Annotated in this window: 14 protein-coding genes and 1 tRNA gene; 4 read left to right on the top strand and 11 right to left on the bottom strand. The window is 48.7% G+C overall.

All coding sequences use genetic code 11. From position 1 onward, the window contains the following. Positions 1–2: 2 nt before the first annotated feature. Positions 3–767: a hypothetical protein gene (locus GmarT_RS16105; protein ID WP_002647993.1), complete on the bottom strand. Its 765-nt coding sequence runs from the start codon at positions 765–767 to the stop codon at positions 3–5. A 221-nt stretch (positions 768–988) separates the two neighbouring features. Between GmarT_RS16105 and GmarT_RS16100 the strand changes: the two genes are divergently transcribed. From GmarT_RS16100 to GmarT_RS16090, 3 genes are all read left to right on the top strand, one after another. Further along, positions 989–1,561, top strand: coding sequence for a sigma-70 family RNA polymerase sigma factor (locus GmarT_RS16100; RefSeq protein ID WP_002647994.1), 573 nt, complete (start codon positions 989–991; stop codon positions 1,559–1,561). A gap of 189 nt (positions 1,562–1,750) precedes the next feature. Beyond that, positions 1,751–6,448 (top strand): serine/threonine-protein kinase, encoded by a 4,698-nt coding sequence (locus GmarT_RS16095; RefSeq protein ID WP_081459568.1) that lies wholly within the window; start codon positions 1,751–1,753, stop codon positions 6,446–6,448. Between the two features lie 73 nt (positions 6,449–6,521). Further along, positions 6,522–6,935: a hypothetical protein gene (locus GmarT_RS16090; RefSeq protein WP_002647996.1), complete on the top strand. Its 414-nt coding sequence runs from the start codon at positions 6,522–6,524 to the stop codon at positions 6,933–6,935. Positions 6,936–6,975: 40 nt separating this feature from the next. On the opposite strand, the gene GmarT_RS16085 is transcribed toward GmarT_RS16090, so the two are convergent. The 4 genes from GmarT_RS16085 to GmarT_RS16070 form a co-directional block, all read right to left on the bottom strand. Then, on the bottom strand, positions 6,976–14,091 hold the full coding sequence (locus GmarT_RS16085) for a Calx-beta domain-containing protein (protein WP_149302965.1): 7,116 nt from the start codon (positions 14,089–14,091) through the stop codon (positions 6,976–6,978). 260 nt (positions 14,092–14,351) lie between these two features. After that, complete coding sequence (locus GmarT_RS16080; protein ID WP_002647999.1) at positions 14,352–15,380, bottom strand: DUF1559 family PulG-like putative transporter; 1,029 nt, start codon at positions 15,378–15,380, stop codon at positions 14,352–14,354. A 196-nt stretch (positions 15,381–15,576) separates the two neighbouring features. After that, positions 15,577–16,464, bottom strand: a complete 888-nt coding sequence (locus GmarT_RS16075; protein WP_002648000.1) for a DUF1559 family PulG-like putative transporter — start codon at positions 16,462–16,464, stop codon at positions 15,577–15,579. Positions 16,465–16,548: 84 nt separating this feature from the next. Next, complete coding sequence (locus GmarT_RS16070; RefSeq protein ID WP_002648001.1) at positions 16,549–18,105, bottom strand: DUF1559 family PulG-like putative transporter; 1,557 nt, start codon at positions 18,103–18,105, stop codon at positions 16,549–16,551. Positions 18,106–18,482: 377 nt separating this feature from the next. Between GmarT_RS16070 and GmarT_RS16065 the strand changes: the two genes are divergently transcribed. Continuing rightward, positions 18,483–19,751, top strand: coding sequence for a lactonase family protein (locus GmarT_RS16065; RefSeq protein WP_002648002.1), 1,269 nt, complete (start codon positions 18,483–18,485; stop codon positions 19,749–19,751). A gap of 102 nt (positions 19,752–19,853) precedes the next feature. Here the strand turns inward: GmarT_RS16065 and GmarT_RS16060 are convergent. The 6 genes from GmarT_RS16060 to GmarT_RS16035 form a co-directional block, all read right to left on the bottom strand. Beyond that, positions 19,854–19,938 (bottom strand) — tRNA-Leu (locus GmarT_RS16060). 119 nt (positions 19,939–20,057) lie between these two features. Continuing rightward, entirely contained in the window at positions 20,058–20,843 is a 786-nt protein-coding gene (locus GmarT_RS16055) for a sensor histidine kinase (protein ID WP_002648003.1), read from the bottom strand. Between the two features lie 666 nt (positions 20,844–21,509). Then, positions 21,510–22,514: a glycosyltransferase gene (locus GmarT_RS16050; protein ID WP_002648005.1), complete on the bottom strand. Its 1,005-nt coding sequence runs from the start codon at positions 22,512–22,514 to the stop codon at positions 21,510–21,512. A gap of 236 nt (positions 22,515–22,750) precedes the next feature. Further along, positions 22,751–23,977 (bottom strand): hypothetical protein, encoded by a 1,227-nt coding sequence (locus tag GmarT_RS16045; RefSeq protein WP_187782296.1) that lies wholly within the window; start codon positions 23,975–23,977, stop codon positions 22,751–22,753. Between the two features lie 6 nt (positions 23,978–23,983). Continuing rightward, a complete protein-coding gene (locus tag GmarT_RS16040; protein WP_002648008.1) occupies positions 23,984–25,258 on the bottom strand; it encodes a glycosyltransferase family 2 protein in 1,275 nt (424 codons plus the stop codon). Then, positions 25,255–25,839 carry a serine O-acetyltransferase gene (locus GmarT_RS16035; RefSeq protein WP_002648009.1) on the bottom strand — a complete coding sequence of 195 codons (585 nt, stop codon included), beginning with the start codon at positions 25,837–25,839 and terminating at the stop codon, positions 25,255–25,257. Before GmarT_RS16035 ends, GmarT_RS16040 begins: the two co-directional genes overlap by 4 nt. Positions 25,840–25,881 lie beyond the last annotated feature (42 nt).

The raw sequence follows: 25,881 nt of genomic DNA, 5'->3' as shown, positions 1-25,881 counted from the left end.
AACTATTGTTTGTCGACAGTCTTTATTTCAAACAACTTGGGAGAAACTTTAACCACACCCAGGTCATTTTTACCCGGTTTTATCTGAATTTTAATTCGTCCTCGCTCCCAATCTTCTCGGGCTGCCAGATGGCCCACTCGTTCGTGCCAGACACGAAACTCCCATTCTCCGACGGGCAGGTTTTTAATCTGGAATGAGCCGGTTTCATCCGTGATGGACAAATAAGGATGATTCTGAACGAGCAGGTAACTGCTTTCCCAGGGGTGGATATCGCATTTGATCAGCATGGGAAATAGTTCCGCATAGTTAAACGGGATGAGTTTCTTACGATCCCTGTTTTCATGAAGCGAATCAGGCAGGTGATTTTTAAGGGGAAATAAGTGTGTCAGATGCAGATGCGGGGTTTGATTCAGGACCACCAGTTTCTGGTGCGGCTGCCAGAGACCGGCAGCATGCGGTTCGATGTGGTCTCCCTGATGTTGAATCACAACCTGATCCGGCAGCTTCTGATAGTCCGGATGAATCAGCTCCTGTTTGAAACTTCGGTCCTTTAAAAACACAAAGATATTCTTGATGCCCCCCTGTGGTCCGATGATCAATGACTGGTCCTCAGGGATTCTGGGATCCGTTTGTTTGACAGGAGTACCTGTATAGACGAACTTTCCCGACAATGTCCCCCACTCAGCTGCTGCCACGGACTGCCCCCCAAATATGACCAGCCCACTGATCAGCAGGCACCAGGCAAAACACTGTTGAGGACGGTACAAGGTGCTAAACTTTCTCTGATTGAAGGTCGCTATTGAGTTTAAAAATCAAAATTCAGAAGATGACCGAAGACAGTCATCCAATGCATCAACTCTCATGTTAACTGATCACAGGTCTGGTGGGAAATGTAATTCTGATTTGCATGGGCTGTCCCACAGGTTACACTGGCCAGTAACATTTTGTTTTACCAGTCTCTAACTTTTAAATTGCACGAGTTCAACGCATGCAGGATGTAACCCAAATCTTACAGGCTCTGGAAGCAGGCGATGTCGCGGCGACGGATCAGCTGCTGCCAATCGTGTATGCGGAACTGCAGCGACTGGCGCGGCATAAGCTTTCAAACGAACCGCCGGGACAGACACTGACGGCGACGGCACTGGTTCATGAAGCTTATTTGAGACTGGTTGGGGATGTGAGCGAACAGCGATGGGATCATCGGGGGCATTTTTTCTCAGCTGCTGCGGAATCAATGAGGCGGATCCTGATTGAAAACGCCCGCAGAAAAAAACGGTTGAAGCATGGCGGCGAGCATGCGCGGGTCGATCTACCCGAGATCGCAGCACCGGCGCTGGAACGTCCTGACGACCTGCTGGCGCTGGATGAGGCGTTGACTCAGTTTGCGAAAGAGAGTCCGGACAAAGCAGAACTGGTTAAGCTGCGATACTTCGCAGGACTGAGCGAGCAGGAAGCAGCCGAGGTACTGGGGATTTCACGCGCGACTGCAGCGCGACACTGGGCTTATTCGCGTGCGTGGCTGTTTTCTCAAATAAAGTCTGACACTGATCAAACGATTTGATAGTATGTGTTTACGGCGAATTCTACCTGCCCGCCAATAAATCATTTCTGATAGAAACACTTTTTATTTCTGATTTAGTGAGGCGCGCCAGATCTGAAAATCGCATGATTCAATAGAGGGGGAACAAGGAATGTTCCGTAATCAATTCTGAGCCTGATGGGGTCCTCCATCCTGACGAAAAATGAAATCATGTCCGATCCTGCATCCGAAAATCCGGAATTTGAACCGACGCGTGAGAATGTAAATCCACAATCAGTCGAAGGTTTATTTCTGGTCGCGTTAGAAAAAAAGACACCAGCAGAGCGGGCCGCTTTTCTGGAAGAGATGTGCGGCGACAATCGGGAACAACGTCGTCGCGTCGAAGCGCTGCTGCTGGCTTATGATGATGCCGGTAGTTTCCTGGAAAAGTCGCCCGTCGATTCAGGAGAAGTGCAACCTTTTAGTCTGGAATTTCTGACGCCCTCAGCTGACCCGAATCTGCTGGGGACACTCGGTGAATACCAGATCTACAATATTATCGGACAGGGGGGCATGGGAATTGTCTTTCGTGCCCTGGATCCCAAATTGAATCGCATTGTGGCTATTAAAGTCATGTCACCTTTACTGGCGGTGAATCCAAATGCGAAGAAACGGTTTATCAGGGAAGCACAAGCAGCCGCTGCGGTGAGCCATCCCCATATTGTGACGATTCATGCCGTTGATGAAGACAAACTGCCTTACCTCGTAATGGAGTATGTCGTCGGCCAGTCACTGCAGGAGAAGCTCGATAAGGTGGGGTCGCTCAAAGTAACAGAGATCCTGCGGATTGGCAGTCAGATCGCAGAGGGGTTGGCGGCTGCTCACAAACAGGGACTGATCCACCGCGATATCAAACCTGCCAATATTCTGTTGGAAAATGGTGTCGAGCGGGTCAAGATTACTGATTTTGGCCTGGCCCGGGCCGTCGATGACGTCACGATCACCAGGACCGGAGAAGTCTCAGGCACTCCCCAGTATATGTCTCCCGAGCAGGCGACAGGGGATCGGATTGACCAGCGGAGTGATTTATTCAGCCTGGGTGCGGTTCTGTATGCAATGTGTACGGGACGTTCGCCATTTCGTGCCAGTAACCTGGCTGCGGTGGTTCGTCGTGTGTGTGATGATACTCCGCGCCCGATTGCAGATGTCAACGAAGATATTCCGCCCTGGTTGAGCGAAATTATCAACTGTCTGCTCGAAAAACGCCCCGAAGATCGTTTACAGACTGCGAGTGAAGTTGCCGAATTGCTGGGGGCACATCTGGCTCTTGTGCAGCAGCCAGGTGCAGTACCACGGATTGAGAGAAAACCGCCGCAACCACAGCCACAGGAAACAATGGCACCCGACACAGGTACCGTTTCTGTGGATCATCCACAGGGAGAAAATCCATTCACAATGGAGACTGATCTGCGGGTATTTATGCCAGTCGGATACGCCATATTATTTCTGGCGGGGATGATTTTGTTTTCGGAAGCGCATGCTGCATATTCATTTCTGATGACTGCAGCAAGTAGTATCTTCCTGGGGATTTTGATTGCTTTGATAGTTTATGAAGCAGAACACCGTCAGGCTGAACCTTTTTTGTCATTGCGTATGTCTGATGCCCTTTTCATGCCCGCTGCAGCAGCTGGCGGAACGTGGGTGATGCAGATGCTGTTTTATCTGGGGATGATTCCAGATTTTCCGAGAGTTCTGCTCTATATTCTGTTTGCGATTGGGTTCACAATTTATTTTGTGGGGGGATTGCGTAAACGTTATCCTCAGTGGGGGCAGTCACAGCAACAATCAGTAGAGCCTGTCGAAGTGCAGGATAAACAAACAGAGTCGGTCAGGACTGCGACCTCTGTGGTGTTGGAAAGAGGGCAAACACCGGCAAATTACATCATTGCCATTGTGATGGGCCTGGTATTAGGAACGATCATCGGATTGAAGATGATCAGTCCCAGCACTCCCGAATCGAGTATGACTTATGAGACCATGAATAAAATTATGAAATTCACGGGCACGCTCATAGTTATTTTGTCTATAGCCTCAATAGTCTATTGGAATCGAGCAGATAAAAAACCGCTCCCTTTCTTAACATGGTTTCTGTCAATGCTGGCGATGTTTATGACGTTGGCGTTGTCATTTATCACTACCGCAGTCATCCGTTCTGCCCCCCCCGGATCAGAATTTCAATCGGTGCATGCATCGATCCTGGCGGCTTCGGTGTTGGGTGTGCTGGCTGTTGCCGGGTTCGCTATCTGGGGGCAGTGGCAGCATATCGCAAGTCAGGGAGCTGAATATGTCGCGGCAGTGAAACAGAAAGATGCACGTACTCTGACGGGGACCGGCATTGTGATCTGGGTGATGATGGTTCTATTTTACTGGATGTTTACAACAGGAGTCTACCAGCCTGCGTTCCTGGTTCAGGGAGAAAGGTATTTGGTGCCGGTCTTGATCTTTTCCCTGATGGGCGGGCTCTTCGTGACAGCAGGGTTCCTGATGGAACGCAATCGTACACAGGGAACTGTTACGCAACATGAGGAAATAGAGGAGACCTCTGCGTACTCTGTATCGAGGTCGGTTCCCGCGGGAGTCTCCCGGGGATCCTGGGGCGATCGGGCCGCTGTCTGGATTGGGAGCATTATGTTGGTGCTTCCGGTTTTTATCTTGCTCTATGGCAGGTCGACCGGACAGCATTTTGCAGCAAATGTTGAAGAAATGACGCTGGTCAGCGCGTTGTTCTTCGGGCCGATTGGATTCCTGATGCTGGTGTGTGGAATACAGAATCTGGTAGAACCAAAATCGAAAGCATCGAAAATTCTGGATGGGCTGTTTCTATTGGCGTGCGTTATTGCAGGGCCACTGGGGATTTTACTCTATATCGCCCGCTATCTCAAACAGCGTGATAATCCGGTGGCAGGTAACCTTGAGCAATCACCTGTCACTTCCGGCGAAGACCCGTTTGTTCGCGAGCATCGTCGTTCCAACAAACGGGTCATCCTGGGAGTTGTGATTGCCATTGGTCTGTTGTTGGGAGCGATCCTGTCTGTGCAGATCTGGCGGCATCTGAATCAGGTTGAGAAACAATGGGTCCTGATCTGGGGTTTGAGACTGGCAGTGATCTGTGGGATGTTCATCGCCGCGTATTTTATTAAGCGGAAAGCAGCTTCAGCGGCGAGAAATAACCCCTGGAATATCATGGGCTGGGTGGCCGCGGTACTGGCTGGTCTGTTTACACTCACAATGTTGATGCAGGTCGTAAGCGAGCCTGGTAGCGATTGGGTTGAGATTACCTTTGATAAGCAGTATCCAGTGACGCGTATTTCAACTAAACCTGGTGAGGAAATACATGTTGTTTCTCAGCCGGTTTTAGTCAAGTTGTTACCGGGTGAGCATACTTTACAGGTTACTTATAAAGCGTCTGGCAAGACGTTGCGTTTTACAAGAAATGTAAAAAAAATAGCTGGGAAACGACAAAAGATACACTTGGCTCCATTAATTAAGCATTTCGTTAACGACGCCAAAGATAGAAAAATAGAGGAAGCAGAACGTGAGAAGAATATTGGTGCGATCTTAATGAGCGGACAATCGCTCGGCTTGCGGCCCGGTGTATTTCCGGTTGATCCGATGCAGGTGGGCCCGGAAGATGGTCTTTTCGGTTTTGCCGATCGATTCTTTACTCAGAAGCCACAACTGGTGGAACTACCCGCTGGGAAGTATCTCATCCGCGTTTCCAGTAAAAACGCCGGTTGGGAAGTTGAGGGAGGAAATCCAAAATATGATCTGTCTGAGGTCGAAGTGAAGCCGGGGGCGATCGTGGTTCCCGTCACGCTTAAACGGGACTATGCAAAACTGGCTGAGAATCCCCCGGACTGGTCCACAGGAGGGCTGTTCAAGTTTCGCTGGCCTGACTGGAAAATGGGGGGGGCTCAGATATTTACACTTACCGCGCCTCAGGCAAAGGTCGTGCAGGAACTGCTCAAGGCCTATGCCACCAAACAACCGGAAGTCTCTGAGAAGGTCCTCCTGCTAGTGGTCCCGGCAGGCGAGGATGCAGAGTCTTTCCAATCACTGAAAGAATTGTTTAATGACGGACAGCATCCCGCCTGGGATAAATTGATCGTCCCTGGAAAAGAAACAGGTGCCTGGCGACTGGCGGAGCCTCAAATTAATAGGCCATCGACAGGGGATCCGTTTGGAAATGTCAGTAATCAGCCTGCAAAAAAGAGAGCAGCAGGGGGGGCACTCATTCTATCGAAAGAGCCTGGCTTGCAGGTAGAGGTCAATCTAGTGGATGCACCACAGAATCCGGTAGATAAACCCTGGATGATGAAAAAGTCTATGGCGGGCAAATCTATTTTCGAAATGTCCCCCGGCAACTACATGCTGAAAGTCGTCAGTAATACTGCTGGTTGGGTAATCGAAGGACAACCAGTTCAATATGTTGATTCACAGGTCACGGTGAAGTCTGGGGAAATTGTCAGGAAAACGATTCGTCATGATTTCCGGAAACTCTCGGAGCAGCACCCCAACTGGTCCAAGGGAGACAGTTTTAGGTTCCGCTGGCCTGGGCCCAGGAAAGAGACAGGGATGGGGATGGGGGTATATTTGCCTTATACCCTCTCCACGTCTCAGGCGAAGGTGGTGCAACAGTTACTGGCTGCGTTTGCTGCCAGAAAACCAGATGTGGCAGAGTCGGATTTGCTCAAGACAGCGAATTTCCATTTTGAACTCGTACCGTACGCCTCAATAAAAGAAATATTCAGCACAATTCAGTACCCTGCCTGGGATACATTGATTGTTCCCGGGAAATCAGAGGGTACCTGGCGATTAAATGAGCCAATTCTAACCGAAATAAATCTAAAAAATCAGGCCCGTTTCTAAATGACCAGGGTGAGTATACCAAAATGTATTGACAGAAGCAGTATGAATTCATTCTGCAAGTGGAGAACATGAGATGAGAGAGTTTGTCACTACGATTTCTTCTCTGATAATCATTGTGTGCTGCTTCTGCAGTTTTCTGCCATCCGAAGAATCTAATGTAGATCAAAGCAGGCAGGATCAGTTTTCGGGCCCCAGTGGGAAATTCATCCAGGATGATAAACCTGTATCCCGGTCGAAACTGTTCAAAAAAGTTCAGGCAGTGAAGATGAAACAGGGGGTTCTGATGTTTGTGACGCTGGAGGAAGAGGGGGGATTACGAGAACATTATTTTCAGATTCGAGACCGGAACGTAATTCTCTGTAATCTGGGGGACGCGAAGATGCCTCTCGATTCCATCAAGTTTGAAGAAGATGGTGCGAATACCATCATCGTGACGATTCCGCCAATGTACGATGTAGATCTGGTGGAAGCATTGACTTCAATGTGATGAGAATTTCCTGGGGTGTTTTCGTTTATGACAGGCATACTCAGAACGGAAGCAGGTTGGTTTCATCCAGCATGTTCAAGAAGAAGGGGTCGACGGCTTCTGGTTCCATAGGGTTTTCATATTCATAATTCAATTCCCACTCTGGGAGTTTACGAATTCCAGGGGCGAGGGTTTCCTGCATCAGTCCGGTTTCTGAATGTTCGTAATCCAGCAGGTGACCGAGTTCATGCTGAATGACGGTCCAGAGATCGATGCCACCAGCAGCGTCGCTGTCGGGCAGGGCGATCAGGGTCAATTCGCTGGACCAGGTGTATTCACTGTTTCCGGTGGGAGTCGAGTCGATAAACCAGCCATAACCGGCGGCATCGACGTCGATATAAATTGTACTGCCCGCTGCAGTTCCCAGAATATCACCACCAAGGTCGATCACCTGAATGTCGATGTGTTTCAGGGATTTCTGCTGTTCAATGGAAAGAACCGGGCTGTTCATGGTCTGATTGATCACAGTGTCGAATGTGGAGACGACGTCGGACTGCGAAACGGAATCTGCTGTCACAGGTGGTGTGCTCAATGTATCGACGAGCAATAAATCAGACCATGCGTTCGGGTAAGTTTGTGGATATATGACCTCAGTCTGATCCTGTTTACCTTTGTTATAATTCCCTACGAGTGAAATCAGGTCCCTGTAATTTATACGATCATCCTGATTGAAGTCAGAGAACCAGGCGAAACTGGAATCAGACTCGCTGGGGACCGTATTGTACAGACCGACGAAGAGGATCAGGTCGCGATAATTAATAATATCATCGTCATTCAGGTCGAACGGGTTGGCGTAGATTGACGCTCCTGGCGACAAGTCCACGTTTACAGTGACTGGTGTATTTCCACCTAATTCGACATGAGAATTTGTGATCTCAAAGTTCAGATTATAGGGGCCTATGCTATTAGGCTCGGTTTCGAGTGAAACCTGGTCTTCAGAACCAGGTGAGAAACGAACACGAGCGAATAAAACCGGGCTGTCCGCTCCCAGGTGATTTATTGTTGTTTCAGCATAAATTCCTGTAACGGATCCAGTCAGATCATTGATGGAACCAGCCTGATTTTGTGTGAAGCCTTCTCCAAATTCAATTTCTGCAGCAGAGGTGTATGCCGTGTTGTAATTGAAATCTGCACTGACTGAATAGACTCCGTGCTCGATCTGGCTGGTGAGTTCGACCCAGATCTCTACCCAGTAGGTGGACCATTCACTGATGATGCTTTCATTTTCAGGAAGTGTGTCTGCTTCTCCTGTCAGACTGGTACTGGTTGGCTGATTCACCACTCTGAAGTGAATTTCCCCCGCTGTGATAACTTTGTCCTGGATTGTGATCACTGCCTGATCGTCTGCGATTGTGACATCGCGCGCTGTAGTTTGAATATTTTCTAAATCGATCTGGAAGGTTTCATTGATTTCAAAATTATCAGAATTGACGATCGCAATCGTGATAGTCTGTGACAGGTCACCGGGATTGAATGTTAAGGTTCCTGAAACAGCAAGGTAATCATCGGGGTGATATGCGGTCTGATCAGACGTGGAGAAGTCTATGCTGACGGCGGTATCCACAGAGGCATCCAGAGAGACAGTAATCACCGCCGTTCCGGCATTTTCAACAACAGTAATATCATCAATGGAAATCTGAGCCTGATCGTCATCCTGGATTCTCACAACAGCCTGATCATTTGCCAGAGTAATGTCGGCCTCGTTTGCCTGAATGTCAAATAGATTAATCAGAAAGGTTTCATCGGACTCAACCAGATCGGTATTTACCAGGGAGACGGCAATGGTTTTACTCTGCTCTCCGGAATCAAATGTCAGCGTTCCTGAAGTCGTAATAAAGTCGAGCGTGCCAAGTGCAGACTGCTCAGTGGTGGCATAGTTGACAGTGAAAGCGGTTTCAACCGGCTTGCTCAATTCGACGGTCAGTAAGGCCGTGCCTGCGTTTTCATCGACTGAAATATCACTGATGGAAATGCTGGCCTGATCATTATCCTGAATCGTAATCAGTGCCTGTTCGCTGAGGAATTCAACATCATAACCATTTGCCTGGAGATTGGTCAGGTTGAATAAAAATGATTCATCACCTTCCACAAGGTTGTCGTTGAGAATGGGGATCGAAACGTATTTGGTCTGTTGCCCTGCCAGGAATGTCAGGGTACCAGATTTTCCGAAGTAATCTGAAGCATTCAAAGCAGAATCATCGGCAGTGGTATAGTCGAGTGTAATCGTGGACGCGACGGGATGGTCCAGAGTGACCTGGATCAATGCAGACCCGGATGCCTCATTCACTGTGATATTATTGATTGAAACTTTCGCAAAATCATCATTTTCGATTGTCAGGACGGACTGCGAGTCGGCAAGGATGACGTCGGGACTGGCCGTTTGTAAATTGAAGAGATTAATCAGCAGTGTCTCTGTGGTTTCCGTGTAGTTATCATTGGTAATGACGATCGGGATGACCTTGGTGAGCTCACCAGGCGCGAAGGTCAAAGTTCCCGTTGATTGTTCAAAATCAACGGACTGTGTGGCTGACTGACCGACGGTGCTGAAATCAATGGAAACCGGCGTCAGCAGCGGCTTGTCAAGGGAGACTGTCACATACCCAGTGCCGGAATCTTCCTGGATGGTGAGATCACTGATGCGCAGATTGGACTGATCATCGTCCAGAATTGTGATAACGCCGTGGGTGTCAGCAAAGCTGACAGCAGCTGTCCCGGCCTGGAGATTTGACAGGTTGACCAGTAAACGTTCATCCGTTTCCACAAGATCTGAATCAATGATTGAGATGGTAATCAATTTTTCAACTTCAGAAGGAGCAAAAGTCAGAGTTCCCATCTGAGTCACAAAATCCTCAGGGCTGGTCGCGGTGACCTCACTAGTCTGAAAATCGAGGCTGACAGACTGATCAACGGCATGATCCAGAGAAACGGTCAAAGTCGCAGTACCAGCTGCCTCGTTGACTGAAATATCGTTGATGGTTACCTGAGCCTGATCGTCGTCAATGATGGTTACTTCTGCCTGATTGTCAGCAAAGACAATATCGTAGCTTCCGGATTGAATATTACTCCGGTTGACCAGAAACGTTTCGTCCGACTCCACAAGATCTGAATTGATAATGGGAATGGTGATGGTTTTGGACTGTTCCCCTGCATTGAAGATTAATGTACCTGAAACCGCGGTATAATCCTGCTGATCCACAGCGCTGTTGTCAGCAGTAGAGAAGTCAACGCTGAAAGCAGCATCAGCCGGGTTACTCAATACGACGGTGAGTACGGCCGTCCCTGCATCTTCATTGACTGAGATATCACTGATCGAGATACTGGCTTGATCATCATCAAGGATCGTTACTTCAGCATGATCGTTCGCAAAGATAACATTTCTTGCTGCAGCCTGAATATTGTTCAATTGAACCAGGAAGCTTTCAGTCAGTTCCAACAGGTCGGAATCGACAAGAGGAATCGTAATGGTCTTTGACTGTTCGCCAGCGGAAAATGTCAGTGTGCCGGACTGGGAGATATAATCAACCACGGAATTGGCAGATTGATCTAATGTCGTGTAGTCGACTGTGATCGCAGTGTCAACAGGTTGAACCAGCGATACGGTGATGGTTGCGGATCCTGCGTCTTCATCGACAGTCAGATCATCTATTGAGATCTGAGCCTGATCATCATCCTGGATTGTAATTTCTGCCCGATCAATTTCGAATATAATATTCGAACCATTTGATTCGATACTGGTAAGCTTGACGAAAAATGTCTCGTCTGATTCGACCAGATTGTCATTCAAAATTGCGATTGAGATGGATTTTGTCAGATCACCTGGATTAAAGGTCAGCGAACCAGACTGAGAAATATAATCAGGATCGCTGACTGCAGTCACGTTTTCTGATTCAAAGTAGATTGTTACAGGAAACCCGACCGCATATTCAAGTGAAACTGAAATCGTGGCATATTCAGCAGACTCGTCGACTGTCACGTTAGTAATCGATCCCTGTAGCTGATCGTCATCGGAAATCGTGACTTCGGCCTGATCGTCGAATACTACCACGTCAGCCCCATTGGTATTCAGGTTAGTCAGATTGATCAGGAACTTTTCGTCTGTTTCGACCACATCGGAATCGGTGATCGGGATGACAATTGTCTGGACATGTTCCCCTGGGTTGAATGTGATTGTTCCAGCTTGAACGAGATAATCATCAGAACTTGTAGCAGTTTGATCTACAGTGGCGTAATCGATGCTGATCGTTGTGTCGACCATTCGGTCCAGTGAGACCTGAACAGTCGCGGTACCAGCATTCTCGTTCACAGTTAAGTCGCTTATTGAAAGACGAGCTTGATCATCATCCAGAATGGTGACTTCTATCTGTGAAGTGTTCAGGGAGACATTCAATCCACCGCTTTTCAGATTGCCGAATAAAACCAGAAACGATTCGGTTAGTTCTACGAGGTTTGTGTCATCGACAATGGGTATCTGTATGGTTTTTGATTGTTCACCAGCAGCGAACGAGAGTGTCCCGGAAGTTGAAAGATAATCATTGGAGGCAGTCGCGGATGCATCTGCAGTGGCATAATCAACCGTGACTGGCAATGAGACAGGATGATCCAGGGTGACGACAACAGATGCGGTTCCTGTATCTTCATCAACTGTCAGGTCCTCAACGAACAGGTTGGATTCGTCGTCATCTTTAATGGTGATAATACCGGTACTTGTGCCAATCTGGACGTCTGCACCGCTGACCTGAAGATTACTCAGAGTCAAGGCAAAAGTTTCATCTCCTTCAATCTCATTGGTATTGACTAGCGGAATTGCAACGGTTTTGGTCAGCACACCCGGTTCAAAAACAAGCGTTCCACTTGTAGGCGTATAATCACTGGATTCAAGAGCAGAAATATCAGCGGTTGAAAAGTCGACACTGACATTAGTGTCGACTGAATTATCCAGGGTAACATTGACCAAGGCCATTCCGGCGTCTTCGTCGACCGTTACGTTTTCGACGCTAACCTTAGCAAAATCATTGTCAAATATTAAAATTTCCGCTCGATCGAAATAAAAGCGAAAATCACCTGTGTCGTCAGTAAGCTGTACGTAGAATTCTTCATACCCTTCTAATTTATCGTCATCATTAACGTAAATTGTAATGTATTCGAGTTGACTCCCAGCATGAGGATCGCCTGTGAAAGTGATTGAACCGGATTGCTCCTGATAGTCACCATCCGCAGCTGTGGCTGTACCATCTACCGTATGGTAGTAAACTGTTACATCAGAATTTAAAGCGCCCACACCACGATCACTTGATCTGGTGACATAAAGCCGGACTGCCGTTTGTCCGGAAACATTTTCCCTGGTTCCTTGAAACGAGAGTTCAAAACTGACCTCAGATCTATGCGGCTCGAAGATATACAACTGGCCTGCATTTCGAGTCGAATCGGGAGCTTGAGGAGTTCCTATAATGAGTTGCGAATCTGTATAAACTACTGCATAGCCAAAATAGTCATCAGTGTAACCATAATCAGCAAAAATACTTTCTGAGAATGACCAGTAATTCCCCCCTGGTTTTCGATGATAGATGTTAACTATGCCAGTTTCATTTCTATAACCATCACTCAGGATTGAACCAATGGCGATTGAGTTTCCTGATACTGAAATTGAGTTAGCAGATGGATTGTTTCCTATTCCTGGTGTACCAAGATTATAACTGTATTGCCAGGTGCCATCTACATATTCAAAGACATACGCTTTTCTTTGACCCGCATCTCTTGAACCGGAAATGACCCCCAGGATGTCCCCATCAACATCCAGGTCGAATCCGAACAGGTCATCTGTTTCGCCATCTGGAACGCCCAGAGTTTGTTGCAGAGTCCAGACTCCGTTTATATTTCGATAAACAAAAACAGCTCCCTGGTCTACCGTTGAACCTTGGAAATCGGATTTCAGTCCAGAGATAAAGAGAGTGTCATTCTCAAGCTCCACGCTCCAGCCAAATTCGTCTGATGTGTCCATGTTAGGGGCAGTAATAATTTGTGTTTCCGACCATTCTGACCCGGTTCTTGTAAATACATATGCTACACCTGCATCAGCAATATAATAAGGAGCATTGGGGATAGTGGGATTTTTTTCTGCTGCTCCGACGACAATGACATCATTCTCGATAGTGACATCACCACCAAACTTGTCATTAAATCTTCCGTCTGATGCGATGAGTTTATCTTCAAAATTCCAGTCGTTGCCATCCCAGCGATATACATATGCTGTTCCACTTCGGTATTCCCGGCCGTTATCCTGGTACGCACCAATCACAATTGTATCACCATCAATGGCGACACTGCACCCAAATTGATCATTTTCTGCAGCATCAAAGGCTGTCAAAGTTGTCTGATATTCCCAAATGTCATCGAAGTCATTATCAGGAGTATTCTGTCTGTTTCGAAAATAAACATATACAGCACCGGCATCAGTTGCGATCAAATCACTTTCGATTGCACCGACGACCATGAAATCTCCATCGATTGCGATCGCGTTTCCAAAATGATCTCCAATGGTAGCAGACTCAGGGGGGGCGATACGATCTGCCTGATCCAGAACCATAATGTCGTCATCCAGAATCGTTCCCCTACCGATGTTTTTATCGAAAATGACATTTCCATTGTTCGTGGACAAACTAACTTCAAAGTATTCGTCTGTTTCAACTTCACCATCTTGAACAACTTGAATCATGATCGTTTTCGATTGAGAGGTTGACATGGCATCTGCAGAAAACAGGATCGATCCACTTTTGGAGATATAATCATCGCCATAAAGAGTTGCTGTGCTATCTTGTGTTATAAAATCAATTATTAACTCTTGATTGAGATCACCAGGAGTCATGCCGGTACGGGTTACCGTAAATATAAAGTTCGTTTTTATATTCCAGGAATCACCTTCCCATTCACTCACATCATCAACGCTGATCATCGACGTCAGCAGTGTGCGGTCTTCGAGTTCTTCGACAGTAACCGGTCGCCTTTGATGATTCAGGATTGCAGGTTTGCCATATCGGGAACGAACACGGCGTTTGTGCAAGGGGTGATGTGATGGTCGGAGGAAAGATGAAATCGACCTTAACCAATGGGTCAACAGCATGAGCGTCCGGTTCTTTCTGGTTTATTTTCAGTTCAATCAGCTCACTTAGAAGCTCATGAAGCGAAAGACATTACGGTCAAATCAGACAGATGGATAAAATTGCTGATATGGTCCCTACGGATCATGTCAGCATGTGTGGTCTGTTTGTTCATAAGCATACAAAAGAAGACATGTCTTTGCCAGAATATTTATCTTGTCTAACTTAAGAATGAAGAGATATTAATATTAGCGCTGGAAATATCTGGGTTCGATTATCTGCCTCAAAACAGGGGTACTACCTGACCGTCATTATGCTGAATCGCATTCTTAAGTGTTTGAGGGGAAATGCCAGCTGGAATTTTTCTGATCGAACCATCAGCCATGATACAGAGGAATGCGCCCCGGGATGTCTGCCCCAGTACGCTGACTGGATTGGCCTGATTGAAGGGGAGATCGACTGGTTGTGTCCAGGGGACCGCTTTGTCCGGGCCTGCCTGAACGCAGAGGATGACATTTCCCGTACCGTCAACAAAGTTCCGTATTTGTGGCCCTTTACCTCCGGTGAAGGGGGTACCCTCGCCACTGAAGGTCATGATCGAAGTGTAACCTGCTTGATTGACTCCCTCGGTCTGATAGATATCCGGCATCTCATTCAGCAGGGCAGAATTATGGGGGCTGTCCCAGGACTCCTGCAGATTAAAACGTTGATAAAGCTCTTTCTGGCCGAGAAAAGGCAGCATGTGTACGCGCCAGCTGAGCAGTGGTTTTCCATCGACCAGATGCGCATCCGCGGGAGGAAAACGGGTAAATGAATCATGGAAGTTATGAAACGCCAGGCCAATTTTTTTCATGTTATCAATGTCGGAGCCTGCAGATCCGCTTCCGTTACTTCCCGATTTGCCAGCGGACTTGTCTAGTTGTGAATTGACAACCACATCGACTTTGTCCGTGATCGACTTGAAAAGGCCTCCACCTGATTTACTGGAAGAGAACATAAACAACAGGCCGCCGCCAATCAGTACGAATGCCACCGCGCCACCTGCGATCAACAGCTTCTGGTTCGGACCACCAGCTGTTTTTTTTCGGCTTTTGGATTTCGACTTATTTTTTGGTGCGCTGCTTTTGCGACGTCGGGCAGGGGCCTCATATTCCGGTTCTGGTTCTTCCCACTCTTCTGAAAAGTCATTGGCTTCGAGTTCCGGAATGCGCACAGGTGCATCACACTGGCGACATTTGACTTTTTTACCGGCTTTGTCATCACTGACTTTATAGTTCTTACCACACTTTTGGCATTGAAAACTGATTGTCATGGTCGTCTGGGGATCTTTGAGAAAAAATAAAGGAGCTGGGTGGGGATCTGAATCACATCATGGGGATGTTTATTTCTGTTTCGGTAATTCAATGTCGTTGGCTTCAAATAACAGACGACAGGAGTGAACCGCAGCAGACGATTCACTCCCCGTCCGATCTGAGAGAAACGAGAGACATGCCTCGGGGGGATGCTTTCTACGGTTGAACCTCAATGGCATCCCAGTCGATCCGGGTCATGTCTTGTGGGCCCACAAGTTCTTTCCATTGAATCTTGTCCAGATCCTGTTTGATCAGGGAGACGGAACCGTCACCTTTCAGAACGGCAACTGTAGAGGCGGTAGCCCCCAGTTCCTCTTTGGGTTGTGTCAGGCTCAGTCCGCCAGGCTTGGTCCATTCGACAGCTTTATCGGGACCGACTTCGACCACCATAATCGTGTTGGAAGTCCCATCAAGGGTATCTCTTATACGGGCAGGTGTTCCCAGGGGGAACAGGGAAGTCATTCTCATTTTACCTTCGCTGTCCTTTTCAGGTTTGCCCTGAAAAATGCGGAAGCGCGTCTTTGTTGCATTAGCTGGAGTATCCGGGGAGCGGAAGGTCTCAGGCATGTTTTTTGCCAGGAGAGCATTGTGCGGACTGTCCCAGGCTTCACCCAGTTTGAATTGGTTGTACAGATCCTTCTGATCGAGGAAAGGCAGAAGGTGCACCCGCCAGCTTACCTTCAGAAGGCCGTTCTCATCATAGTATTCTGGATGGTCTTCCGGAGAGGGTAAGAACATGCTGTATTCTTCATGGAAGTTGTGCAGCGACAGCCCCAATTGCTTGAGATTTTCTTTCACAGTTTTAAATCGCTCTGCTGTCATCGGCTCACCTGGCTTGACCACCAGTTTTGGATCAATGGGCATTTCTTCCGGAGTCGTAGTTGAAGAAGCTTTTTCCTCAGCAGTATTTTCTGCAGGACTCTCGGCGGCGGCCTGTTTCGCATCCGTTTCCGGGCTTGTGGGGGGATTCTTCTGGCAGCCACCGTTGTTGGTACTGAAGAGGATGGTCAGAAACAGAAGTGGGATGCTGCGTGAAAATTTCATAGATAAGACTCTCATCGAAAAAGTGATTGTTTCGTTTCAGAGATAGAGCAGGCTGCCCGAATCAGACAGAAACTGCTTGCGGTATTATTGGGGACGGTAAGGTTTAAGTTCTGCACCAGTGATCATGCCGTCGTCAGGTTGAATCAGTTTCGATAACGTTGCCGCAGGGATGTTCACGGGCACAGAAGCAAGTGAACCATCAAACATGGCCGCCGGGAAATCTGGCGTGGACAATGCTCCCAGTGCTTTGATCGGATTTGCCGAGTCAAAGGGAAGATCCTCCGGTTTCGTCCAGGGGACCGCTTTGTCCGGGGCAGCGATGACGAATAGAATGGTATTCGAAGATCCGTCAGTAATGTCTCTGAAGCGGGGTCCCGGCCCTCCCGGGAAGGGGGACTTCTCACCGGAAAAAGTCATGATCCGTGTGGTGCCCGGATTACCCTGTGGCCCAAACTGGTAGAAGCCCGGCATTTTCTCCAGCAAGGTCTTGTTGTGAGGACTGTCCCAGGGCTCATCCAGTTTGAACTGCTGGTACAGCGCATCCTGACCCAGTAAGGGGAGCAGGTGCACCCGCCAGCTCAGGAGGGGCTTTCCATCCACCAGTTGCTCGTCGGCAGGCGGAAATCGTTGATACTTATCTGTATAGCGAAAGAAAGCGACGGCGATCATGCGCAACTGTTGTAAAATTTGAATCTGCTTGGGCTTCAATGTCGTATGGATGATTAGAAATTCTCTCCAGTCCATTACTTTGCCATCGTTTGGGTCAATCAGGTCTTTCCATTTGCCTTCATCGATATCCCGCTTGAAACAAAGTGTCGCGCCATCGCTCAGCAGCACGGGGATTCCCCGCGCTGCATTCCCGAATTCTGCTTTAGGATGTTCGCTGTTCAGTCCTCCGGGTCTGGTCCATTCGACTGCTTTATCCGGTCCCGCTTCGACCACCATGACCGTGTTGGATGACCCATCCCGAATGTCGCGAATCCGGGCCGGTTTCCCCTGCGGAAAGATGGTTGTCGGAGACGCGCTGCCTCTGCTGTTTTTTTTCCATTGGCCTTCAAATACACGAAAGCGGGTTTTATCGGAATCGGCGGGGGTGTCCGGAGAGCGGTAGATATCGGGCATGCGTTTCACCAGGGGAGCATTGTGGGGGCTGTTCCAGGCTTCATCCAGTTTGAACTGTTCGTACAGCGGCTTCTGGCCCAGATAAGGCAGGATATGCACTCGCCAGCTCACTTTCAGCTGACCATTTTCGTCGTAGTATTCAGGATGTTTTTCCGTCGAGGGTAAGAAAGCCCCGTGCTCATCATGCGAGTTATGCAGGCCCAGGCCAAGGCCTTTGAGTTTAGCTTTGACCGCCTGATAACGCTCTACCGTCATCGGTTTGCCGGGTGTGATGACCATCTTGGGATCAATGGTTTTTGTTTCAGTTTCGGCTGGTTGCTTGCTGATAACGTTGCTTGTCTGAACTGCCGGCTCAGAGGTTTGCCCTGTTGCAGAAGTTTGTCCGCTTTCAGCCTCGGCTTGTGACTGTTGAGACACCGCGTTTCGATCAGTCTCTTCTTGTGGGTTCTGCCGACAGGAGAAACAGAGACAGAGCAGCAGTACTGTGCTGCAGGCGAGTGGAAAGCGATAGGCTGACATGGATAGAACTTCCGGTAGACACAGTATTCTGCTGGATTCGGCGCGCAATGAACCCGTTAAATCTTCATTCTGAATTTTGTGCCTGCCTTCGTTCTGAGGTCACCAGTATGGTAGGATCAGAGAGAAGTTCTATAAGTCTATCCATCTGTATCGTTTGGGGCAAGTTATTTCACTGCAATCAGACAAACGGTGGCACAATTGTGATGATTTCGGTCCGGGAGGAAATAAACAGCGATTTGCGAGCATTTCAGCCCCAATCAAGACATGGTTTCGAATGAATCACTGATAACAGATGCAATCTGTCAGCAGGCAATATATCATCGGGAACAGGCTCTCTGAAAATCTTACACCTTTGATCATCAATAGAAATAGACTCCATGAATCGCCACGATCAATCTCGTCGTTCGTTCCTGAAATCGTCCCTCGCCATGACAGGTACATTGCCCCTCATTACTGGCCTGGCTCACGCAGAATCAAAGTCGGCAGACAAGCCACTGATGGCCTATGTCGGCACGTTCAGTTCTCCCCTGCAGGATGTACTAGACACTCAAGTCGATCTGCCACCCGGCAATGGACGGGGCATTCATCTCTTCAAGATCGATCGTAAGACCGGAGCGATGACTCCCGCCGGCATCCAGCGGATGGGAACCAGTCCCAGTTGTCTGGCGGTCAACGCAAGCGGCACGCGTCTTTATTCCACGAACGAAACTGATCGAGTGGGGAAAGAGAAACACGGTTCCGTTTCCGCTTTTTCCATTAACAGCGAAGACGGATCGCTGACCCCACTCAACAAGGTCAACTCGGGGGGAGACGGACCTACCTATGTGAGCATTCATCCTTCTGGAAAATATCTGTTGATCGCGAATTATTTTGGTGGATCGGTCTCCGTGCTTCCCATACTCGATGATGGATCACTTGGCGAAGCCACTGACGTCAAAAACGATGCCGGAAAGATTGGTCCCACCACCGCTGAAAATGCACCGGAAGGCAGCTTTGCCTTCAGCGGTCACGATCACACGCACGCACACATGATTCAGGCCGATCCATCCGGTCGGTTTGTACTGCACGTCGATCTGGGGCTGGACAAAATCTATATCTGGAAGTTCGATGAGAAAACGGGAAAACTGACCCCGAACGATCCGCCTGCGATCTCTCTGCCTCCCGGCGATGGTCCCAGGCACTTCCACTTCCATCCCAATGGGCGCTGGTTCTATTCCATTCAGGAAGAGGGTTCGACCCTGGTCTTGTTCGATTATGACTCGAAAGCAGGAACGCTGACGGCACGACAGACTGTTTCAACTCTGCCAGTCGGTTTTAAAGGCAGCAACTTCTGCTCCGAAATTCTGGTTTCAGATGACGGTAAGTTTGTTTATGCAGGCAATCGGCTGCATGACAGCATTGGCATCTTCGCAGTCGGCCCACAGGGCGAATTGACCTGGGTGGCCGATGAATGGACCCGCGGCAATTATCCCCGCAGCTTCAGTTTTGATCCCACAGGAGAATTCCTGTACTGCGGCAATCAGCGAGCAGACAACATCGCCATTTTCAAGGTAGACAGAGTCACGGGGAAATTGACGTTCACCGGTCAGTATGCCGCCGTGGGTAACCCCTCGCATATCGTTTTTCTGGATCTGGCTAAAAAGTAATAGCTGATACAGACATCGGTTGAGCCTCAGCAAGGACCAGTCTCAAAAGCAAAAACCCGACGGGAAAGGCTTTCACGCCATTTCCTGTCGGGTTTTTACAAGTACCGGAGGGGGGACTTGAACCCCCACGAGGTTTACCCTCACTGGATTTTGAATCCAGCGCGTCTGCCGATTCCGCCACTCCGGCCTGAGATTAAGATTATATAGTCTAACGCTTTAAGGAATTCAATGGAAACAGGCTAAAATATCACATTCCCTGATTGGTCAGGCAATCGAATGCTGATTTTATGTCGTCCGTTTCGTGTTTCAGGCGGCTTCGATGGCAGCGGTAGAAAGCGGGAACTTCAGTGTGAATGCGGTTCCTTTACCGACGGCACTTTCTACACGAATCCGGCCGTGATGCGCTTCCATGACTTCTTTCGCCAGAGAAAGACCCAGTCCGGTTCCTCCCTGACCATTTTCATCCGCTTCTTTGGTGGTGTAGAACTGATCAAAGATATGATGCAGTTGCTCTGACGGGATGCCTGCTCCACTGTCACGAACAATGACTTCTGCCATATTGGCTTCCGCGTTCAGTCGAACCGCCAGATCAAGTCGACCTCCGGTAGGCATGGCCTGTCGTGCATTGACGATCAGATTGACAAGCACCTGCTGAATCTGGTTCGGATTGAGACTAACCTCTGGCTGGGCCTCGAAATGAGTGTGCAGATTGACACGGTTCATCGAGAGATCTTTTTCGACCAGGGCAATCACACTTTTCACCAGTACGACCAGATCAACTGGTTCCTGACGGCTGTCACTGCCGCGGGCATAGGAAAGCATCCCGGTCGTGATTTTTGCAGCACGCTGACCGGCAGACAGGATTTTGTTAAATGCTTTCTCGCGGCGTTCTTCTTCTTTGTGACGCAAACCCAGTTTGGCGTAATTGATTACGGTGGTCAGGATGTTATTGAACTCGTGAGTAATTGAAGACGCCAGAGCGCCGACAGAACTCATTTTCTGAGCATGAATCAACTGCTTCTGATAGTCTTCAATTTGGGTTTCCAGCTCTTTAACCCGTTGTTCCAGTGATTCGATGGTTTGATTTGACATGAGCCGCTTGCATCCTTGCCTGGCGATTGAATGATTTATAGAAAACAGCGACTTGCCACTGATTCTGGAATTTTTACTTATAGTTTACATATCGGCGTCTTGGATACAGGACTCCAGATCGTCACAGTAGACGCGTCTAATGCGATTGGAGAAATAGTCAGCAGGATCCTGTTGCCGAGAATAGGTGGTATTGTGTGAATGGGTGGTATGGGGTCTGGTGCGGGAAAACCTGCGTTCGTCGCACCCTGAATCATGCCAGGTCTTTATTTGGGTTGGACTTTAAAATGCAATAATGATCCGCGTTTCTCAATATTGTTGTAAGTCATTAAAATGGAATAGGATCGAGAATAAGGATCAAGCAGAACAGCACAAAAGATCTGCTTCGGTTGAAGCGAGTTTCAATTGTGTTTCTGCCAGTGGTTTCAGCCGGGAAACTGGAATTATCAGACTGATTATGTCTATCAATATGCAAACAGGTCCAGGTGTAACACTTTGCGAAAGTTTCCCAGATTACCAACAAAGAGGGGACAGGTTTCGATGAAAGTGTGTGTCCGGACGATTGAAGAATTCATGTCCGACAGACTAAGCAACAGGGGACTGCGTCAGCTGATGTCTCTTCTACAGTCGCTTGATTCAGTCCCTGAACTGCAGTCAATTGTGAGCAGACTATGCGGCGATGCGCTCTTCTGCAGGTCCCTGGTCGTCTTGTTGATCCTGGATCTGTTTTTTGCGTGCAGCTGTCTGGATCCGGTAGGCAATTTCTTTAGCGATGGCCTGGTTAAAGGCAATCTGAAACTGATGAAAAGAAAACTGTGCGGCACAACACCAGCCAATTACGGGCTGGCAACGCTGAGGTCTGAGTTCCAGTTCACGGATTGAACTGGCAAGAGACACAACCGCTTGCTCTTCAAAATAAATTCCACTCCCCAGTCCATTCTGTTCGAAACAGACGACTGAACGGGCTGCTTCGCAGTCCGAGTAGATTACGACAGGAGTACCACAACTTTGTGCCTCAATGGCTGAAAGGTCGAAATCAACTTCACGGGGACAAATCACGGCAGAGCAGAGGCGGTATTGATCCCGCAGTTGCTGATCATCCAGTGGGCCCAGAAGTTCAATCAGGGGATGATCCTGCAGATCCTGTGGGAGTTGCTCAGCACTGATTCCTGCAATCGAGAGGCTTCGCCCCAATTCCTGACAGGCATTCACGGCAAGTTGATCAGATGCGGTCCACTGGCCATCAACAACCAGCAGGTAAAACTCCGTTCTCTGGTCGAATCCGGAGCAGAAGAAATCGGTGTCCACAGGTGGTTTGACGAACGATGTGAATCGATCCCGATTCTGATTCTGAAGGGTCTTTGTAGGAACGACAAATTCCACTTCCGTCAAACTGTTGATGAGCTGCTGATTCAGAGGGGCATGATTACTGGAACGGGGTTCCAGATAACACATGTGTAACTGGTGTTCCTGGCATTTGATAGAAGCGGCTGCTTCCAGGCTGGTACTGATGATCAGATCAGAGTCAACAGTGTTGATCTCGCGCGCAGGGGAAAACCCTGTTCCGAAGCGGGCTATCGTAGATGAGTGAGGCCAGATTTGATTCAGTGCTTCCCAAATACAGTACTCGATGCGAGTATGTGATACGCCGGTATGCACTAATGTGACACTCATTATGTTTCCTCCTTGAAACGTTGATGAGCCAGTATGGATTTCTCTCGCGATCAGACCAGCAGTGCGCTTGCCGGTAATTCGATATCGAATGATAAGATAGGAAGTCTGAAGGATGGGCTTTCAACCATCGCACCTTCGCCGATGATCTTGACAAATCTTAATATTCTGGTCAATGCGAATTTGTTCAGAAACAGTCGTCCGCTGCCATGCAGTAAAAAATAGAATGATAACTTTCTTTATTTTTTACTGCTGACCGCGGGGGTCTCAGCATTGATCAGCGGTTCAGATACTTGTGTTGATTGCTTATGAATCGCGTCAAAATCAGGAATAGTAACTCCCTGTTCCGCCTGATGGATCAGGGCGGCCATCTCCCAGGCAGTGACATAGTAATACTTCCACTCGGGGTGCCGTTCGGCTTCTGCACGGAGTTCTGTATGAAAAGCTTCTGTTTCCGGCCCCAGCAGGGTGTCGATATTGCCAGGCTTGGCACCATGGGTATGGAGTTTAATAAAAGTCCAGTCGGGGCGCCCGGTGACGTGGACATCTGCGGCCAGCCAGTGATGTAATCGATTAATCGTGCCGGGACGTCCCGCGTGCAGATCCGAATTTTCGATTCGTGGCACCAGACCCCATTTGCGTTGACTCCAGTCGAGTCTTAACGGTCCCTGGATCATCAGCAGACTGTCTGAATCAGGTGAGTGACCTACCTGGGTATGAACTCCCTGGTTCTGTGATTTCCGTTCTCCCGGGCGGTTTTTTGCGTAATAGATGCTGTTGATGATTTCGGTCTGAGTATTACTGGGGGCGGAGGGCATGGTCAGGTCGGCATAACAGCCGGTTTCCAGCAGGATTTCAATCTCATTGTCGACGCCACACCAGCGACCATCGGGACGCGAGTTGCAAAGTGCCCAGTTACCGTGGATAAAACTGTAGAGAATCTCTCCCGTCTGGGGATCTTTTCTCAGTAGACCATGCCGGTCGAAGAGGGTCTGGCGAAACTCGTTCATTTTCTGTCGCAGGCCGTCTGCTGTGTCATGGTCATGATGTAAATGAATTTCCACATCACCGTATCCCTGTTTACAGAGGGACGCGAGACGATCCAGGTACTCAGGCGCATACTGGTCTTGAGGGTAGAAGAATGTATGTTGTGGCACTTGTCCCCGCGAATCGCTGAACCGGGAAAATCGAGCCGGGTATTCTTCACACCAGCGATCGACGCGGGCAATCGCCTCTGATTTCGTGGGGTTACCCCATTCCGGTTCAAAGTGGTCACAGACCGCAATGAAAATATGTCGGGGTTGTTCCGGGCTGAAGGAGAGTTTCGGATCTCGCTTCTTTGAAAGCAGGTAAGCGGGGAGCCAGTACTGCATGTTCCGGGCCCGGATGGCAAAACAGAATGCGCCAGCCAGACCTATCAATAAGGTGACACTAATCATAATACAGGTAAATAGAAACGGGGACATGTTGCTTCAGCTTTTTGTAAAGGGGAGGGTATCAGCAGTCGTCGACTCCACGTCACTGACGACAGGATCTGTTTCCGGAATATGGTGATCATTCACCGGAACCGAAACAGGCTGACTGCGTTCGGTACGTTCCCAGATGCCACTTTGCCTGGTAAAGAGCCAGCGGTACAGGCCGATCCCTAAGGCCAGATTCATCTGAACGAACATGCCGGGAACGCGACAGAGTTTTAACAGGCGACTGCTGCCATTCAGCTTCATACCAATGAAAGCAGAAATATAAAACAGTATCTGCAGCGACAGTGTTGCCTGATACAGTGGTTGATTTAATAAAAACAGGTTACTTAAGAAGGCCAGCGCCATAAAAACTGGACAGAACCAGCGCAGCAGTTTGTGAGACCAGAAGGCGAAGGCGATTGAACCATAGCGGGGATGCAGCAGACCTTTGAGATGCTTCAGGCTCTGAAAGGCCCCGGTACCAATACGAATACGACGTTTGAATTCGGCCTGGACGGAAGTTGCTGATTCCTCGACCGCGAAGGCACTCTCATCGTAGATGAGGCGTTGTCCTGCCAGGTGGACCCGCATGCCGATCAGAAAATCGTCAATGATCGTATCGGCTGGAACAGGCTGATAAAGCGATTTTTTCAATGCATAGATCGCACCATTCACACCCAGGACTGCACCGAGACGGGTTTCACAATGTTTGAGGAAATTCTCATACTTCCAATACAGTCCGTCTACGTTTTTCCCGGTTTCTACATCTTCGAGGATAAGTTGCCCGCAGACGCAGCCAGTTGATTCGTCCTGGAAATGCCTGACGAGTTGTCGGATGCACTGTGGATCCATGTTGGTGTTCGCATCGGAAAAAACAAGAATCTCTCCCGAAGCCAGGGGAACACAGTCATTCAGTACCGACGCTTTCCCGCGACGTTGTTCAAACTGAATCAGTCGTATCTGATCATCGCCGTACGAGTCGACAAGCTCTCCAGTCAGGTCTTCATTTCCATCGCAGCCAATCAGGATTTCCAGTTTTGATGTTGGATAATCGAGTCTGGCAAGGTTGTTGAGGCGTTCGAGGATCACTGCTTCTTCACGATACGCGGCGATGATGATCGATACCTTCGGCAGAGAATTCGTATCGAGTGGTTCCCGTTCCTCTGTGTCTTGTTGCCTGGATTTATTACGTGCCAGCAGCCAGATTACCAGGGGGTAACCGAAATAGGAAAAACCGATCAGAAACAGAGAGGTCCAGAACAGGCTGGCGATCAGAACGGGATTCATGTGGATGATCCTTTCTGGAACTGTTTATAGGGTAATTCAGCCTGGTTCACTTCAATCTGTTTTATCGGCTGACTTTCATTATGAGTTTTGATCACTCGCGCCGGAATCCCGCCGACGGTTGTGTGTGAATCAACGTTCTTAACGACCACCGCATTGGCACCGACTTTGGAATGTGATCCTACGTGGATTCCGCCAATGATTTTAGCACCGGCGCCAATGAAAATATCCGAACCGAGCTCGGGGGAAGTGTTGCGTTCTGCACCGATCGTCACCTGATGTTCGATTTTGATGTCGTCACCGGCTTTGACAGAACCGTTGATTACTATCCCCTGGCTGTGGATGATCACAAACCGTCTGCCAAAACTGGCGCCCCGTCCAATGATACACTGGCAGAAAATGGCATTACACTTATTGAAAATCATGGAAAGCGGAAACAGTTTCCAGGTATCAGACCATTGCATCAGTCGATACCACAGCATTGCCATCGTGCCGTCTGTCAGGCAGGTCTTCAGCAGGCTGCGGTAGGTGATGCTCCCGTAGCACCATTCTGATTTCGCTTGCAGGTCTTCCCAGAACTTCATATTCAGCTCACTTCTTATTGAATGTATTGGTAGTGCGCGCTC

The organism is Gimesia maris, from assembly GCF_008298035.1.
In the GTDB taxonomy this organism is placed as follows: domain Bacteria; phylum Planctomycetota; class Planctomycetia; order Planctomycetales; family Planctomycetaceae; genus Gimesia; species Gimesia maris.
This window is presented reverse-complemented; position numbering and strand designations above follow the sequence as displayed.